Below are 15,854 nucleotides of genomic sequence, written 5' to 3'. Positions count from 1 at the left end.
CGGGCCGATTTGCGTGACGAGGAGGTTTTCCGGACCGCGCAAATCGGCGCGCAGGGTTATGGCCTCCGATTGCCGGGGGGTGTCCCGGCAGCGGGTGCCTTGGCGAGCGCATTGGCGCCAGACGAATCGTCGGCGGTCGACCTGCCCTGCGTGCCCGGCACGCTCGTCGCATCGGGGACTGCCGCCGAAGATGGCGAGGGCGCCCCGCTGGGTGCCATCGGGGGGCGGTTCAGCCCTTCGTTGATCCATGCCGTCAGCAACGTATAGGTCACCGCGAGAATCACCGGCCCGACGAACAGGCCGACGATACCGAACGTCAACATGCCGCCGAGCACGCCGGCGAGAATCAGCGTCATCGGCAGGTCGGCGCCACGCCGAATGAGCATGGGACGCATGACATTGTCGAGCATGCCGATGAACACCGAGAGTACGAGCAGGAGCGTGGCGAGGGTGGGGCTGTCCTGCCAGTAAAGCCACGCGACGCTCGAGAGCAACACCGGAAACGGCCCGATCTGCGCAATGCACAGCACGAGCATCAACGCGGTCAGGAAGCCGGAAAGCGGCACACCCGTGAGCCATAATCCGAGCCCACCGAGCAGCGATTGCGTCACGGCGGTCACGACGATGCCCAGGGCCACCGCGCGAATCGACATGCCAGCCAATCGCACCGACTCCTCGCCGCGGTCACCGCCCAGTCGACGCGCCATGCGAATGAGTGCGCGCGCCGCACGTTCGCCTTGCATGAACAAAATGCCGGAAATGATGAGCGTCAGGCCGAGGTGGACCACGAGCAATCCGATCGACCCGAGCTTTGCGAATCCCCAGGACGCCGCCTTCGCGGCGTAAGGCTGGATCTTCGCGACCAGACCATCGGGTCCGGCCGCGGCAAGGGTCTGCCACTCCTCGCTGGCGCGCTGGCCAATCACCGGCAGGCGGGCGAGCCAGTCGGGCGGCATCGGCAGGCCGCGTTGACCGAACGCATGCACCTGTTCGCTGATATCCGACGCGTGACCGATCAATGTGCCGATCGCGGCCGACAGGGGGGCGACGACGATGATCAGCATGCCGATGATCATGACCGTGGTCGCCAGCCAGCGCTTGCCCCACAGGCGCCTTTGCAGGCCGACGAGCAATGGCCAGGTGGATGCCACGATCGTGACTGCCCAGATGAAAGCCGGGAGGAAGGGCAACAGGACCCACAAGGTGCCGATCATCAACAGGCTGAGCACGAGGATGACCAGCAGGTTACGGGCGAGTTCGCTCGGGGTGGTGGAAAGCATAGGCGCTCCGGCAGGCAGGGCGTGACGCGTCGTGCGGTGCGTCCGAAAGGGGATTCATGCGCATCGATTGCGCTCTGGGAGCAAGATGCCACGCCGGGCCAGCCACGGCAAGTGCGCGCAACACTTCGTCACAAAGGCGTCGTGCGGGGCGCTTCGTCCGCCGAGGATGCCGAAGACGCAGAGGAAGGTGAGGACGAGCGTTGATCCGGCGCGACGCAGGTGCCATGCCTGCGCGTTTGCGGCTTCGACACCGGCGGCGCACGAAGCGCCCGTTGCGAGGCGGAGGCGAGTGGAAGGCGCGGGATGACGTCCCCGATGTCCGTGCCGGGCATCGGCAAGAAGACCGAATCGTCGCCGGATGTGTCGCCGGGGTCCGTGAGGGAGTCGCTCGCGTCGCTCGGAAGGGCGGGTCGGCCGAGCGGGCTGTCCGGTGTCCCGGCATACGAACTGGTCGACGCGCGGCCCGAGTCGGCCTGCGATGTCACGGTGGCCGTGCTGACCTTCGGACGGCCGCGTCGGCGCGTGTATGCGGTGGCCATGTCGTCGTTTCGCGCCGCCATGCCCTGCAACGCGACAATGCCGCCGATCAGTCCGTACAGCACACCGAGCACGGACAGCCCGTGCCAGTCGACGTCGGTCCCCTGCTGGCCCGCCGCTGCGGGCGCCGATGTGGCGTTGGCCGAGAGCGGGGCGCCGGGCTCGGCCATTGCCTCGCCGTCCTGAGCCTGCGCGGCGCCGTCGTGCAGGGTCGACAGGAAATAGAAGCCCAGCGTCAACGTCGCCCATATCGCTTTCGGGGCGGTCGACCGTACCAATCCCGAGAATTGGTGCCAGACGGACGGCCAACTGCCGCCGGCGCCAGTATCGGTGCCGGTGCGACAGATCAGGTCGGCAAAGCGGTCCTGGATGGCGATTTCCAGCGCCGCATACTCCCTCGGCATGGAAAGACGGTCGATGGCGGGTCCGAGCAAAGCGCCGGGAATCGGGGCGAGCAGAATTTCGAGTGCGGAGTGAATCGTGTTGCCGAAACGGTGCGACATCAGTCCGGGAACGCACGCCGTCAGGCCGGCTTCGGCGACCACGCGTCCCAGGTTGCGCAGCAATCCGTAGCACAGGACGAAGGCGGCAACGTGCCCGAGCACTTCGCGTACCGGACAACGAAGCATGCGCGCCAGGGCCTCCTGAGCCTGCGCGGGCGTGGCTCGTCCCAGGCGGCTGGCGAACGTGGGATGGACGGCGTTGAAGCGCGCCATGCCGAGCAGATTGACGAGCACCACGCCCGCCGCCTCCACCGGTGGCCACAGCACGGACCGCGAGCGCCCCGGATCGACGAGATCGGCCAGCATCGACAGCAGTGTCGAGCCGAGCGCAAATGGCAATGCATCGCGCTCGAGGCCTGCACGCGTGGCCCGCCATGAAAGCCCGGGATGCTCGTGGCGAATGAGTTCGCCCAGGCGCTGCCGGAACTTCGCGGCGTCCAGTCCGCGCTGCGACAGGATCTGCGCCTCCACCCGCAGGTGCGGCTGCAGATTGTCGAACCAGACAGGATTGGGTCGGTCCTCCGAAGCGCGGCCCGTGTCACCGTTTCCCGGCGACGCGCGGAAGCGATGCAGGCGTTCGAACCGGCGCAGCGCGGGCAGCGCAACGTCGTCGCGAAGTGCGGTGTAGATCTGCTCGGTGCGTGAAACGCTGTCGTCCACGACGCGGCGAATCGGCGGCGTCGCCGTCGCCTCGTTCGAGACTTGCAGCGGCGCGGGGCGGCGGGCCACCAATTGCCGTTCGTCATGTCGCGCTCGCACGCGTGTCGGTGCCGCGGGGCCCGGTCGACAGGCCGACGTGCCAACCGCCGTCTGACGGGCGTGGGCGAAATCGTCGGCGAGGCCGCCATGGCAGGCGACATTCGGCGTGGATGGGGCGTGATTCGCGTAGATATGGAGGGGCGTCGAGCTGGCGGATTGCGAGGAGAACCATGAGTTGGGCATGTCGTCGATGGACAGCCGGACACACGCAAATCCCTTTGCCCGCGCCGCTCGCCGCCATTTCGCAGATGAAAAGATGTCGGCGATGGTACCTGCAACCCCATGCCCCGACGACGCCCATTCGTGCGTTTGGAAACGTTCATGCGCGAAGTTGCGTAGGGGCGAGGCCCGCAGGCGCTTCGCCATCCTCCCGCCGGCCAGATGTCGACGCCAGGTGTCGCCCCGTCGCTCCGTCGCCAGCGCGCGCTCAGGCCGGCACAACCATCACACCGGCGCGCAAACCGTTTGCGACATTCGGATTCGGAAACACGATGCGCTCTTCCGGGTGCGAGACGATGTACGTGTTCTCGCCATCGCGCGCGAGCACCGTGCCGGCCGGGTAGGGGGTGAAATTCGGCGTGTCGGCGGGCACGTCGAGCACGAAGGCGTCGGTGTGTCGAACGATTTCCGCGGCCACGCGAAAACGCCGCGCCTGCCGGGTCTGGCCGCTGTCACGTGCACCCATCTCGTCGCCTGAGAGCCAGCGCCGCAGCGCGGCGTCGATGCCGACGAAATCGGCGAGCCGGTTCTGGCCGAAAGGCGCGACTTTGCCGAGTTCCAGCGTGCAGCTCTCGGCGCCAAAGCGGGCGCAGGTGTAATAGGAGAACGTCACGGAAGGTTGCTCGGTCAGCATGACGGCGTCGATGTCGGCGGCGGCGAGCGTGTCGAGCCATGCATCGTCCGGCACGTGCTGCGCCGTGCCGGGCACCACGGCGAAGCGCGGGAAAAGCGACGCGCGGATCGCCGTGTGCATGTCGACATGGCGTCGCTTGCGGCGCACGCCGTCGACGCCCGAGAAGAACTGCCCCACGATGACCTCGAGCTCACGCGCGCGCTGTACGGCCGGGGATTCGGCGCGCGTGGCGTGAGCGCCCTGGAACAGCCGGTTGAGGTCGTACTCGAGATAGCGCTTGCCCGCCCGCACGGCGTCCGGGTTGCCGAGCACGACGAGCACGCGCTCGCGCAACGTCAGGCGCGCGTCGGCGATATCGCGCAATATGCCGTCGACGATTTCGATCGGCGCCGTCTCGTCGCCGTGAATGCCGCACGAGAGAATCGCATCGAAACGGTGGCCGTGGGTCGTGCCGCCTGTCGCTGCCGGCGTCAGTTCGAGCACGCCCTCCGCATGTCGTCGCCAGCGAACGCCGCAGGGGTCGATGCCTTCGCCGTGAGGGGCATCTGGCGATTCATGCGAATCGCGTACGTCGCTTAGCCAACGACGCAGGGGTGAGCGATCAGCAGCGGTCATGGTGGGGAATCTCCGGAAACTCAGGCCCTCATTCTATGCGTGTCTTCGCGATGACCTTGATCTGACGCGGACGATGTCGGTCTGACGCGGGCTTGGCCCGATGTGCGACGCGCGCGCATTGTTCCGGCTGTCGAATCCGTGTCATCATGATCCGCATTGCACGCCGCACTATCGGGCGTGGCCTCGGGAATTGTCGTTCATGGCCGATCTCTATATCGAAGGTCTCTGGCGCGGCGCCGGCGGGGCGGAACTCCAATCGGTCGACCCCGTGTCGGGCGATGTCGTCTGGCGCGGCCACGCGGCCGATGCGGCGGATGTCGACGCCGCCGTGCAGGCCGCGCGACGCGCGCAGCACGATTGGTCGCGTTGGCGACTCGACGAGCGACTTGCGGTATTGCAGCGCTTTGCCGCGCTAGTGACGGAACGAACACAGTCGCTGGCGGATGCCATTGGCCGAGAGACCGGCAAGCCGCTGTGGGAAGCGCGTACGGAAGTGGCGACCATGGCCGCCAAGGTTGCGCATTCGGCGAAGGCCCATGAGGAGCGCACGGGAGAGCGACGCAGCGCCGTCGCGGACGCTCGCGGTGTGGTTCGACATCGCGCGCATGGCGTCATGGCGGTCTTCGGCCCCTACAACTTCCCCGGGCATCTGCCTAACGGGCACATCGTGCCCGCGCTGCTCGCGGGCAATACGGTGGTGTTCAAGCCGAGCGAGCTGGCGCCCGGCGTCGCCGAGCAATCGCTGCAATGCTGGATCGACGCCGGCGTTCCACCCGGTGTGCTCAATCTTGTGCAGGGCGCACGCGATACCGGTGTCGCGCTCGCCGCGCACGACGGGATCGACGGCGTGTGCTTCACCGGAAGCTCGGCCACGGGGCGCGCGCTGCACCAGCAATTCGCGGGACGCCCCGAGAAGATCCTGGCACTGGAGATGGGCGGCAACAATCCGCTGGTTGTCGACGTCGTCCGCGATCTCGATGCGGCCGTGCACGTGGCCGTTCAGTCAGCGTTCTTGTCGGCCGGGCAACGTTGCACATGTGCACGCCGCCTGATCGTGCCGCGCGGGGCGCAGGGCGATGCTTTCATCGAACGGCTGGCGTTCGTCACCCGGCGCATCGCCGTTGGGCGTTATGATGCCGACCCTCAGCCGTTCATGGGCGCAGTCGTGTCGTTGCAGGCGGCCCGCCGCATGATCGCCGCGCAGGCGGAACTGATGGGGCTTGGCGCGCGTATCGTCGTGCCGCTCGCGCAACCCGACGGGAGAAGCGCATTGCTCACCCCCGGCATTATCGACGTGAGCGCGCTCGCGGCGCGCGATGCGCTGCCGGACGAAGAGTATTTCGGTCCGCTGTTGCAACTGCTGCGCTACGACACGTTCGACGAGGCGATCGCGCTGGCCAACCGCACGCGCTACGGGTTGGCCGCGGGCCTGTTGTCGGACGATCCGTCTCGCCATGCGCGGTTTCTCTCCGAAATCCGTGCGGGCATCGTCAACTGGAACCGGCCGACGACCGGGGCCGCCGGAAGCGCACCGTTCGGCGGCATCGGGGCGTCGGGCAATCATCGACCCAGCGCCTGGTACGCAGCGGATTACTGTGCGTACCCGATCGCATCCATGGAAGCCGATCACCCGGTCATGCCGGCGTCCCTGAGTCCGGGGCTGGACTTCACGGTGGCTTGACCGCATGCATCGCATCCACGATGCCGCTGCTCCGTAACTTCGTTATTCAGGAATCGTCATGACGCGTTTTGCCATCGAAGCCAACTTCGACGGATTGGTCGGCCCCACGCATAATTATGCAGGGCTGTCGTTCGGCAACGTTGCCTCGGCGAACAACGCCAATCGCGTCTCAAATCCGCGCGAGGCGGCGTTGCAGGGGCTGGCCAAGATGAAGGCGCTGGCCGATCTCGGTTATGCCCAGGGGGTATTACCGCCCCAGGAGCGCCCGTCGGTGGCCATGCTTCGCACGCTGGGGTTCTCCGGCAGCGACGGGGCGATGATTCGCGAGGCCGCGCGCACCGCGCCCGCGTTGCTGGGCGCCGCCTGTTCGGCGGCGAGCATGTGGACAGCCAACGCCGCAACGGTGAGTCCGTCGGCCGATACCGCAGACGGCCGGGTGCATTTCACGGCGGCCAACCTTTGCAGCAAGCTGCACCGTGCCATCGAACACGACACCACGTCGCGCGTGCTGCGCGTCGCGTTCGGCGACGCCTCGCATTTCGCGCATCACGACGCCCTCCCGGGCTGGCCGTCGCTCGGCGACGAGGGCGCGGCCAATCACACGCGCCTGTGCGGCGCCTATGGCGAGCGCGGCGTCGAGTTCTTCGTGTACGGCCGTGACGATCTCTCGAGCGCGCCCGCACCGCGCCGCTTCCCCGCGCGTCAGACACTACAGGCCAGCCAGGCGATTGCGCGGCTGCACGGGCTGGCCGAGGACGATGTGGTGTTCGCGCAGCAACACCCGGACGCCATCGACGCCGGTGTTTTCCACAACGACGTGATTGCCGTGGGCAACGGCAACGTCCTGTTCTGCCACGCGCAGGCGTTCGTCGATCAACCGGCGGTGTTGGCGCGGCTGCGCGAGCGGCTTGCCGCGCGCGGCGCCGAGTTGGAGGTGATCGAAGTATCTTCCGACGCCGTCTCTCTTGAAGACACGGTCGGCAGCTATCTTTTCAACAGCCAGTTGCTCGCCCGCCCGCCGGATGCGGGGGGCGGAATGCGTCTGGTCGTGCCGCAGGAGTGCCGTGAGCGCACGGCGGTCTGGCGCTATCTCGAATCGCTCGTGGCCGACGACGGCCCGATTCGCGAGCTGCATGTCTTCGATCTGCGCGAGAGCATGCGCAACGGTGGCGGGCCGGCGTGCCTGCGGCTTCGGGTTGTGCTGACGGAACAGGAGCGGCGGGCAACACACGCCGGGCTTTGGATCGACGACGCGCGCTATGCCGCGTTGACCGACTGGGTCAAGCGCCACTATCGAGACCGGCTGGCCGTGAGCGATCTGGCCGACCCGGCGCTGCTCGACGAGTGCCGCACCGCGCTCGACGACCTTACCCGCCTGCTGGGCCTGGGCGCAGATCTCTACCCGTTCCAGCGCAATGCCTGACCCGACGTCCGGTGCACTTGCACATGCGGTTCTGTTTGCTATCTGTTACCTCTGGGAGGAGTTGATTCGATGACCACGATCATTGGTTTGTCCGGCAGCCTGCGCAAGGGCTCGTACAACACGGCGCTGCTGGAGGCGGCCAAAGCGGTGGCGCCGGCGGGCGTCACGCTCGACATTCGCACGCTGCACGGCATTCCGCTATACGACGGCGATGTCGAGGCGAGCGAGGGAATTCCGGCGGCCGTCACCACGCTCAAGGACGCCATTGCGAACGCCGACGGCCTGCTCCTGTCGACCCCCGAGTACAACAACGGCATGCCGGGCGTCTTCAAGAATGCCATCGATTGGCTATCGCGGCCGCCTGCCGATAGCGCGCGAGTGTTTCGCGGCAAGCCGGTAGCGATCATGGGGGCGTCGCCCGGCGGCTTCGGCACGATCCTCAGCCAGGAAGCATGGCTGCCGGTGCTTCGCACGCTCCAGACGACCCCTTGGTGGCAGGGCCGATTGATGGTGTCGCATGCCAACAAGGCCATCGACGCAGACGGCAAGCTGCAGGACGATGCGGTGCGCCAGCAATTGGCCGCCTTCGTCGAAGGCTTCGTGATGTTCCTGAGGCAAGGAAATGTGCAGGGCTGATAAAATTCATTTAAATCAATGGTTTGTGGGAATATATTGAGGTGATTTATTCGGTGTGCAGGTGACGCGAACCTTCCCCAATCGCCATGGACGAACGGATAAGCGATGCGATTTACCCATCGTCCGGCGATGCACTATGCTGGATGGAACGTGTCGGCCGACACGTCGATCGCGTCCTGCCTTTCACCCGGGGTGTCGCCATGCAAATCGAGTTTCCGGATCACCGTCCCGTGTTCAACTATGAGGACCTGACGATCGAATTCGCGGTTGTCGTGAATGGCCGCCCGATCGATTGCGCCGTATCCGCCGAAGCGCTGGAGGATCACTTCGGCGCTTATTCGGCGCGCGCGGACGATCTGCTGCATGCCTTCGAACACGGTCGCAGTCATATCGAGGCGCTCACGCGTCAATACTTGACGATGGGGCTGGCCGGCCCGGTGCTGCTGCGCAGCGGGCATTTTCGCTGGGTGCGCGAGGCGCGGCGTCAGGAGGCGGGGCGATAACCGCCACTGGCGCTGACGCCTTCTCTACGGAGACGTTGACATGCGTCAACGGTCGGCATGATTAGGCATGCGACTCAATTGGCGAGCCAAAGGGTTCGGCGTAGACTTCAATTGTCATTCGGGTGAACGCGCGATGCGTAACCCGAGCGGCACTATTGCCGATAACGATAAGGAGTCGCCATGGGTTCGGAATTCCGCGTCGTCATTGCCTCGATCGCGGCGTTCATGACGCTGGGCGGGGCATTCGCCACCATTCACGGGTTGCTGTACGACAAATCGCAAGTCATGCACGGCGGCGTGATCACCGTGCTGTTCGGCATTCTGTTCATCGTCGTGATGCTCACGCCGTGGCCGCGCGACGAGGAGCGCGATACACCGTCCAAGCCCTGAAGGGGACTAACGTTCCCGTCGATGGCGACCTACACTACTAAGTGAGGGACGCCGTCGAAGCCGCCCGGGCGCCGCGTGAGCGGCGCTCGCATCGATCTCCTGCGTGCAGCGCTTCGCAACGGGCGTGGCCTCGTGGTGAGGTGACGTATGTGTTCCGATCTGCGCGTCGCAATTGCCTCCATCACTTCGTTCGTGATGCTCGGAGGCATTTTTGCCACGATTCACGGTCTGCTGTTCAACCTGCCCGACGTGTCGCGCTACGGCGTGGCCGCCGTCCTGCTGGGGGCGACCTGTACCGCGACCATGTTGATTCCCTGGGGCGCGCGCGACCAGACGTGAGATGCCCGAGGCCGTTGACGTCAGGTCCCGTGCATGGGGCGTCGTGAAGCGTGGTGCGTCGTCTGGGAGACCGGATCGCGGCTTCAGCGGGCCGTCGGGCCGAGGCGCGCGCGCAGGCACATGAACGCAGGCACCTGTGACAGTTCGTCGTAGAGGCGACGATCGACGGCTTTCATTTCCGGTTGCGGCAGAGGCTCGACCATGCGCTCGAGCTGCCAGCCAGCGCCTGCGGCGGCGTTCAGAATGTCCGCCAACGGGCGACGGAACGACTCCACGTACGGCTTGGGTTCGCCAAATCCGCTCCAGTACATCCCGAATTTCGTGGTGTCGAAGTACGGGCGGTTGCGGCGAGTGCGCTCGTCGAGCCAGTCGCGCATCGGATGTCCCATCGACCAGACGAGTGTCGCGCCCGGGCGCGACACGCGGGCGAACTCGTGAAACGTCGGCACGAGGTCTTCCACATAATCGAGGGCAAGTGCGCTCACGATGGCGTCGAAGCTGTTGTCCGCCAGCGTCTCGAAGCGGGTGCCGAGATCCTGAATATCGAACTTGGCGTTCATCCCTTCGCAGCGCCGGCGCGCCAGCGTGATCATCTCCGGCGTCACGTCGATGCCATGCACGCTCGCGCCTTGTTCGACCAGCCAGGCGCTGTTGATGCCCGGGCCGCAACCGGCGTCGAGCACGTGAAGCCCGCCCACGCTGCCGAGCAGCGCGCGGGTCGCGGGGCGCTCGTAGAGCGCATTGTGCGGTTTCGTGACGGCAATTTGCGCGTAGCGCTCCGCGAAGCTGGCATAAGCGGCGCGTCCCATCGACGCCGAATCGGATGACGACATGCGTGACTCCCTGAGCGAACGGAAAAATGGGGGGCGATTGTAACGCCAAAGCGCCCGATGTTCATGGCAGGCGTCACATGGCGACGGCACGGGGGCGCCGGGGCCATGGCAATGCGAGCCGGGCCTTCGATGTGGGACAATATCGGGCTTCGACGCCGCCCATCGACTCGAGCGCCCGTGTTTCCAGGTATTCGACGGGTGTGGCGGCTGCCGTGACACCGATATCCTGCCATTCCGATCCCAGCGCATGACCCCGACCCACGTTTCCAGGACCTCGCCCGATCTTCCGACCTCGGCGGGCGTCGACCCCATCGATGTCGCCGTGATCGGCGCCGGCCCGGCGGGGCTGATGGCCGCCGAAGTGCTGGCGGCGGACGGGTGGCGTGCCCACGTGTATGACGCGATGCCGTCGGTGGGGCGCAAGTTTCTGATGGCGGGCAAGGGGGGCATGAACCTCACGCACAGCGAAAGCGCCGGGCCGTTCGTGGCCCGCTACGGCACGCGTGCGAATGAAGTCGGACAGTGGTTGCGGCGCTTTGGTGCCGACGACGTGCGCACCTGGGCCCACCGGCTGGGCATCGATACTTTCGTTGGCACCTCGGGGCGAGTGTTTCCCGTCGACATGAAGGCGGCGCCGCTCCTGAGGGCGTGGCTCGCACGCCTGCGCGCATCGGGCGTCCGCCTGCACGTCCGGCATCGCTGGCTGGGTTGGGAGCCCTGCGCGACGTCGGACGGCGTGCATCGGCTCCGGTTCGCCACGCCGCAAGGCGAGCTGGAGATCCGCGCCAAGACCGTTGTGCTGGCGCTGGGTGGCGCGAGCTGGCCGCAGTTGGGATCGGACGCCGCATGGGTGCCCTGGCTACGCGAACGCGGGGTGGACGTTGCGCCGATGCGTCCGGCCAATGCCGGGTTCGAGGTGGACTGGACGCCGCACATGCGTGAGCGGTTCGCCGGCCAGCCGGTCAAATCCGTGACCCTGTCGCTGCCCGGCGGGCAGGCGCGCCGGGGCGAGTTCGTGATTTCGGAGCATGGCATCGAGGGTAGCCTGGTGTACGCCATGTGCGCCCCGATTCGTGATGCGATCGCCGCCGATGGCCAGGCTACGGTCTACCTCGATCTGCTGCCTGACTGGCCGCTGGAGCGGGTGGTCGGGGAAGTGAATCATGCGCGCGGATCGCGCTCCATGGCGAGCCATCTGCAAAGCCGGCTGGGGATCGCGGGCGTGAAGGCCGGTTTGCTGCGGGAGTGCCTGCCGCGCGAGACGTTCGATTCGCCGGCGGCGCTCGCCGCCGGCATCAAGCGGCTGCCATTGACGTTGCTGCGCACGCGCCCGATCGCCGAAGTCATCAGCAGCGCCGGTGGCGTGTCGCTCGACGCACTGGATGCGCACCTGATGATCCGCGCGCTCCCGGGCGTGTTCTGTGCGGGAGAAATGCTCGACTGGGAGGCGCCGACAGGCGGCTATCTGCTTACGGCCTGTTTCGCGAGCGCGTGCGTGGCGGGCGACGGCGCGGCTACCTATCTCAAGTCGCTGCGCTGAACGCTCGCCGACACTTCGGGCCGGCGCGTGGCGGGGCGCGCGCTCAGGGGGCGCCCGGGATCCCGGGATTCGCCCGCGGGGCGCTCCGGCGTGCTCAGGCGGGCCGAACGCCCAGGCGCCAGAGCGAGGTGACTTCGGCACGGCGCGCCGCGTGCAACGGATCGCTGGCGTCGCCCGCCTTGGGGTGGTGCGGTCGCACGTCGTGGCGTGCGAGCACGACCAGTCCGGCCCCGTGAATCCACGAGAGCAGCGTCTCGCGCGTGCGCAGGCCCAGATGCTCGGCCAGATCCGACAGGATCAGCCAACCTTCGCCGCCGGGGCTCAGGTGGGCCGCCAGGCCATTGAGAAAGCCCTTGAGCATCTGGCTGTCGGGGTCGTAGATCGCATGCTCGATCGGCGCGTTGGCCTTTGCGGGCAACCAAGGCGGGTTACAGACGATCAGTGGCGCGAGGCCTTCCGGGAACAGGTCTGCCTCGACGATCCTCACGCTTCGCTCGTATCCCAGTCGCGCGATGTTCTCGCGGGCACACGCCAGTGCGCGGGCGTCCCGGTCGGTGCCGATGACCTGTTGCACGCCGCGGCGCGCGAGCAGGGCGGCGATCACGCCGGTACCCGTGCCCACGTCGAACGCCACCGACTTGGCCGGCAGCGGCGCCTGATCGATCAACTGGAGATACTCGCCGCGCACCGGCGAGAACACGCCGTACCACGGGTGGATGGACGCGCCGAGCGCGGGGATCGCCACGCCTTTCTTGCGCCATTCGTGCGCGCCGATCAAGCCCAGAATTTCGCGCAACGAGGCCACCGATGGCATGTCGTCGGGCGCGCCCCAGGCCTCGGTGCACGCCTCGCGAACGTCGGGCGCGCGACGTAACGGAATGCCGTAATCGGCGTCGAGCGGGATGAGCACCATGCCCAGAATGCGTGCGCGCTGGGCCTGCGCCATGCGATGCTTGTGAAACGCCTCGGCCGGGCCGGTGGCGGCGTCCGCGTGGCCGGAGGTCTTGCGGCGCTGGCGATGCGGCGGACGATCCACGCGCCGGGCCATCGCCTGCATCAACTGCCGTGCATTCTGGTAATCGCCGCGATACAGCACGGCGGTGCCGCCGCAGGCGAGGTGGTAGGCCTCGTCGGCGGTGAGGGTGTCGTCGACGACTTCGACGCGACGCGGCGCCGCCACACCCGCTTCGGAGCGCCAGCGCGCTGTCACGGGGCGACCGTCTTCGGTCCAGGCAAGCGTCGGGGTGGTATTCATGCGGTGTCTTCTGTCATTCGTGACGGCGCCATTGCGCCGGAAGCCCGCATTATGCCTGTGTTGACGGACCGACGTCCGGATTTGGCCGCCTCGGGCGCGGTACTACGCAGCGCGGCCGGGGGCGTCGAACAGCAAGGCGATGGCTTCGCGCAACACGCCTTCCAGTATCGGATCGATACCTTGTACCGGGCCGTCGGGCATGGCGGGCGATGGTCCCCCATGGCGCAGCGCGGCGGCCATGTGTGTGAGGATCGACGCGGCGGGGTGAACGGGCGCGGTGTGATCGTCACCGTGCGGTACGGTGTCGGTGATGGCGTTCGCCACGCGTTCCAGTCCGATGAGTGCCGGCCACCAGCGCGCGGCCCGGCGGCTCACCAGCGGCGGTTCGGACAGGGCGCGTTGAAGCGCCACGCGGGCGTCGTCCAGCGATTTGTAGGCGGCGCGCCGGGCCGCGAACGCCGCGTCCGCGTCATGTGCGTCGGCCAGCGCGGCATAGCGTCCCAATGCGTCGACGGCGTTGGCCACGCGCTCGTCGAGCTGGCGACGCTCCCACTTCGCCCACGGCAGATAGCCCACGAGGAGCACGATAGCGCAGGCCGCGACGGCATCGACGAAGCGCGCGAACGCGATGTCCTGACTGCCTGGCTGCAGCGCGCCCATCACCAGCATCAGGATGGGCAGCAGCAACGCGCTGAACAAGCCGTAGTTCCGCCGCAGGGCCCACGGCAGGCAGGCCGCGAGCGGGATCAGGGCGGCCAGGCTGACCAGACCGTTGCGGTCCACGGCCACGACCGCCGCCGAAACGGCCACCCCGACGATGCTGCCCACGCCGCTTTGCAGCGCGCGGGCAAATACGGAGCCGAAGTTCGGCTTGAAAATCACCACGACGATCAGAGGCACCCAGTACGAGCGCGGCAACTCGGTCACGGCGATGCATAGCTGGGCGGCGAGCACGCACAGACCGATGCGCAGCAAATAGCGCCAAACGTCGGGCCACGGCCACTTGGGCACCCAGCGAGGATGCGCGACTGCCCGTGCCTGATGCCGTGCCAGCGCCTCCAGCGGCGCCTCGGCGGTCCGCACGGTGCCGCTGAGCAGGGGTTCGGCGCGGTGCAGCGCGGCGGCCAGCGATGGCGCGTGATGGTCGCTCGCCACGGCGGCGGCCGCTTCGACGTCGATGGGGCGGTCACGCGCGATGCTTCGAGCGATGCCATACAGTGCACGCCCGAGCGGTGCGGGCACGGGTTGCCCCCCCTGCGCCAGGGCGATGACCGCCGAAGTCATGGGTTCGGCCGCCAGCACCTGGGCGGCGCGACGCTCCAGCAGGTCCCGGCCGCTTGCGGTGCTGGCGCGCGCCGTGAGCAGTGTGTCGCAGGCAGCGGCGATGGCGTTCTCGAGCGAGCGGCGCGCCAGCCGCACGCGTGGCGTGCCGCTCGCATCGAGGACGTTCGCCAGTTGCTGGTAAATGGCGGCGACGGCGTCGCGCTCGGCCGCGCCCGGATGCCGGAGCCAGTGAATGGCCATGAGCAGCACGCTGAAGACGCCGCCGGCGGCCAGCAGCAGGGGCGCTCGCCATTCAGGCGGCGGCAGCGCCAACCCCCATCCCACCAGAAGGTAAATGGCGCCCTGCAGGGTCGCCGCCGACGCCACGTTGCCGAACGTGCCCGCGAAGCTGAGCAACAGGATCGCCAATTGCAACAGCACATGCGCCAGCCACGGGTGGGTCAGGCCCACGTCGTGAATCAGCATTCCCGCGTGGAAGCCCACCACGCCGGTGGCGATGGTCAGCAGGATGGAGCGCGCGCGCGAGCGGTAAGGACCGGTGCGGTCACCGGTGATGGCGGGCAGGGCGCCCAGGGCGATGAGGGACGCGTCCGCGCCATGGCCGATCGCCGCGCCGATGGCGGTGGGGATGGCGACGGAGAGCGCGGCGTGCACGGCATCCCAACGCGAGAAGGCGACGGGCTCCAGCCGGGCGAGACGCGAGACCCAGGCAACGCGGCGGCCGGGTTCCGTGGAAGCGGACATGATCCGGGCGTGCGCGCGGTCGTCAGGACGCGCGCGGCGAGGCGTCGGCGTCCGTGAGCGGCATGAGCCGGCCCTGGCCGCGAATCCACGCGTGATCGGCTCGCGCGGCCATCTCTCTGTCCCCCCGGCTGTCGCCATAGGCGAACAGCACGCGCGGCGGATTGTCGCCCCACCACGCCTCGAGGCGCCGTACCTTTTCGGGACCCCAGCAATTGGGCTTCGAGAATTGCCCGGAAAAGCGTGCCTGCTCGTCGTAGGCCAGCTCGGTGCTCAAGACGGCTTCGAACCCGACGGACGCCGCCCAGGGGCGCAGGTACAACCCCGGCGACGCACTCACCAATACCACGCGATGCCCTAGCGCACGATGCTGCCGCAATCGGGCGAGCATCTCCGGACGCAGCAGTCGGGGCAGGCGGTGAGCGACGAAATGTTGTGCGTCTCGCTCCAACTGGGCCTTTTCGCGCGCGCCGAGCGAGGCGCGCAGGAACGCCGCCTTGGCGGTGCCCCGGTCGACGACGCGCAGGGCGGCGCCGATGAGCCATGGCGCGGCGAGCACGGCGCCCGCGACGAATCGCGGCGTGCCGATCGTGTCGCGCACGAACACACGCAGGCTGTCAGTGGTGGAAATCGTGCCGTCGAAATCGAAGGCGGCGACGATGGAGGTGTCCGGCATGCGAGC

Annotated in this window: 14 protein-coding genes; 7 read left to right on the top strand and 7 right to left on the bottom strand. The window is 67.7% G+C overall.

What is annotated here, in order from left to right; translation table 11 throughout:
- Positions 1 to 56: 56 nt before the first annotated feature.
- From ydiK to astE, 3 genes are all read right to left on the bottom strand, one after another.
- Positions 57 to 1,280: an AI-2E family transporter YdiK gene (ydiK, locus tag W930_RS26475; RefSeq protein ID WP_023595809.1), complete on the bottom strand. Its 1,224-nt coding sequence runs from the start codon at positions 1,278 to 1,280 to the stop codon at positions 57 to 59.
- Between the two features lie 128 nt (positions 1,281 to 1,408).
- Positions 1,409 to 3,049, bottom strand: coding sequence for a hypothetical protein (locus W930_RS0106830; RefSeq protein WP_145929460.1), 1,641 nt, complete (start codon positions 3,047 to 3,049; stop codon positions 1,409 to 1,411).
- Between the two features lie 457 nt (positions 3,050 to 3,506).
- Positions 3,507 to 4,547 carry a succinylglutamate desuccinylase gene (gene astE / locus W930_RS0106825; protein ID WP_024788483.1) on the bottom strand — a complete coding sequence of 347 codons (1,041 nt, stop codon included), beginning with the start codon at positions 4,545 to 4,547 and terminating at the stop codon, positions 3,507 to 3,509.
- A gap of 199 nt (positions 4,548 to 4,746) precedes the next feature.
- Here astE and astD point away from each other — a divergent pair, with 199 nt between their 5' ends.
- From astD to W930_RS0106795, 6 genes are all read left to right on the top strand, one after another.
- Positions 4,747 to 6,228, top strand: coding sequence for a succinylglutamate-semialdehyde dehydrogenase (astD, locus tag W930_RS0106820; protein ID WP_023874475.1), 1,482 nt, complete (start codon positions 4,747 to 4,749; stop codon positions 6,226 to 6,228).
- A gap of 58 nt (positions 6,229 to 6,286) precedes the next feature.
- Positions 6,287 to 7,651 (top strand): N-succinylarginine dihydrolase, encoded by a 1,365-nt coding sequence (gene astB / locus W930_RS0106815; RefSeq protein ID WP_023874473.1) that lies wholly within the window; start codon positions 6,287 to 6,289, stop codon positions 7,649 to 7,651.
- Positions 7,652 to 7,720: 69 nt separating this feature from the next.
- Complete coding sequence (locus W930_RS0106810) at positions 7,721 to 8,287, top strand: NADPH-dependent FMN reductase (protein WP_023874472.1); 567 nt, start codon at positions 7,721 to 7,723, stop codon at positions 8,285 to 8,287.
- A gap of 200 nt (positions 8,288 to 8,487) precedes the next feature.
- On the top strand, positions 8,488 to 8,790 hold the full coding sequence (locus W930_RS26470) for a DUF1488 domain-containing protein (protein WP_023874471.1): 303 nt from the start codon (positions 8,488 to 8,490) through the stop codon (positions 8,788 to 8,790).
- A gap of 180 nt (positions 8,791 to 8,970) precedes the next feature.
- Positions 8,971 to 9,180 (top strand): DUF2964 family protein, encoded by a 210-nt coding sequence (locus W930_RS0106800; RefSeq protein ID WP_023595816.1) that lies wholly within the window; start codon positions 8,971 to 8,973, stop codon positions 9,178 to 9,180.
- Between the two features lie 147 nt (positions 9,181 to 9,327).
- Positions 9,328 to 9,519: a DUF2964 family protein gene (locus tag W930_RS0106795; protein ID WP_023874470.1), complete on the top strand. Its 192-nt coding sequence runs from the start codon at positions 9,328 to 9,330 to the stop codon at positions 9,517 to 9,519.
- A gap of 83 nt (positions 9,520 to 9,602) precedes the next feature.
- On the opposite strand, the gene W930_RS0106790 is transcribed toward W930_RS0106795, so the two are convergent.
- Positions 9,603 to 10,352 (bottom strand): class I SAM-dependent methyltransferase, encoded by a 750-nt coding sequence (locus W930_RS0106790; protein WP_023874469.1) that lies wholly within the window; start codon positions 10,350 to 10,352, stop codon positions 9,603 to 9,605.
- Between the two features lie 247 nt (positions 10,353 to 10,599).
- On the opposite strand from W930_RS0106790, the gene W930_RS0106785 reads away from it, so the two are divergent.
- The gene (locus tag W930_RS0106785) at positions 10,600 to 11,892 is read left to right on the top strand and encodes a TIGR03862 family flavoprotein (protein WP_023874468.1); all 1,293 of its coding nucleotides are present in this window, start codon (positions 10,600 to 10,602) and stop codon (positions 11,890 to 11,892) included.
- Between the two features lie 94 nt (positions 11,893 to 11,986).
- Here the strand turns inward: W930_RS0106785 and W930_RS0106780 are convergent, their stop codons facing one another.
- The 3 genes from W930_RS0106780 to W930_RS0106770 form a co-directional block, all read right to left on the bottom strand.
- Complete coding sequence (locus W930_RS0106780; RefSeq protein ID WP_023874467.1) at positions 11,987 to 13,147, bottom strand: class I SAM-dependent methyltransferase; 1,161 nt, start codon at positions 13,145 to 13,147, stop codon at positions 11,987 to 11,989.
- Between the two features lie 102 nt (positions 13,148 to 13,249).
- Positions 13,250 to 15,175, bottom strand: a complete 1,926-nt coding sequence (locus W930_RS26465; RefSeq protein ID WP_023595820.1) for an FUSC family protein — start codon at positions 15,173 to 15,175, stop codon at positions 13,250 to 13,252.
- Between the two features lie 22 nt (positions 15,176 to 15,197).
- Positions 15,198 to 15,848: an HAD-IB family hydrolase gene (locus tag W930_RS0106770; RefSeq protein WP_023595821.1), complete on the bottom strand. Its 651-nt coding sequence runs from the start codon at positions 15,846 to 15,848 to the stop codon at positions 15,198 to 15,200.
- Positions 15,849 to 15,854 lie beyond the last annotated feature (6 nt).

The organism is Pandoraea sp. E26, assembly GCF_000681415.1.
Taxonomy (GTDB): domain Bacteria; phylum Pseudomonadota; class Gammaproteobacteria; order Burkholderiales; family Burkholderiaceae; genus Pandoraea; species Pandoraea pnomenusa.
Note: the sequence above shows the minus strand (reverse complement) of the source record. Positions and strands in the feature narration are given on the sequence as shown.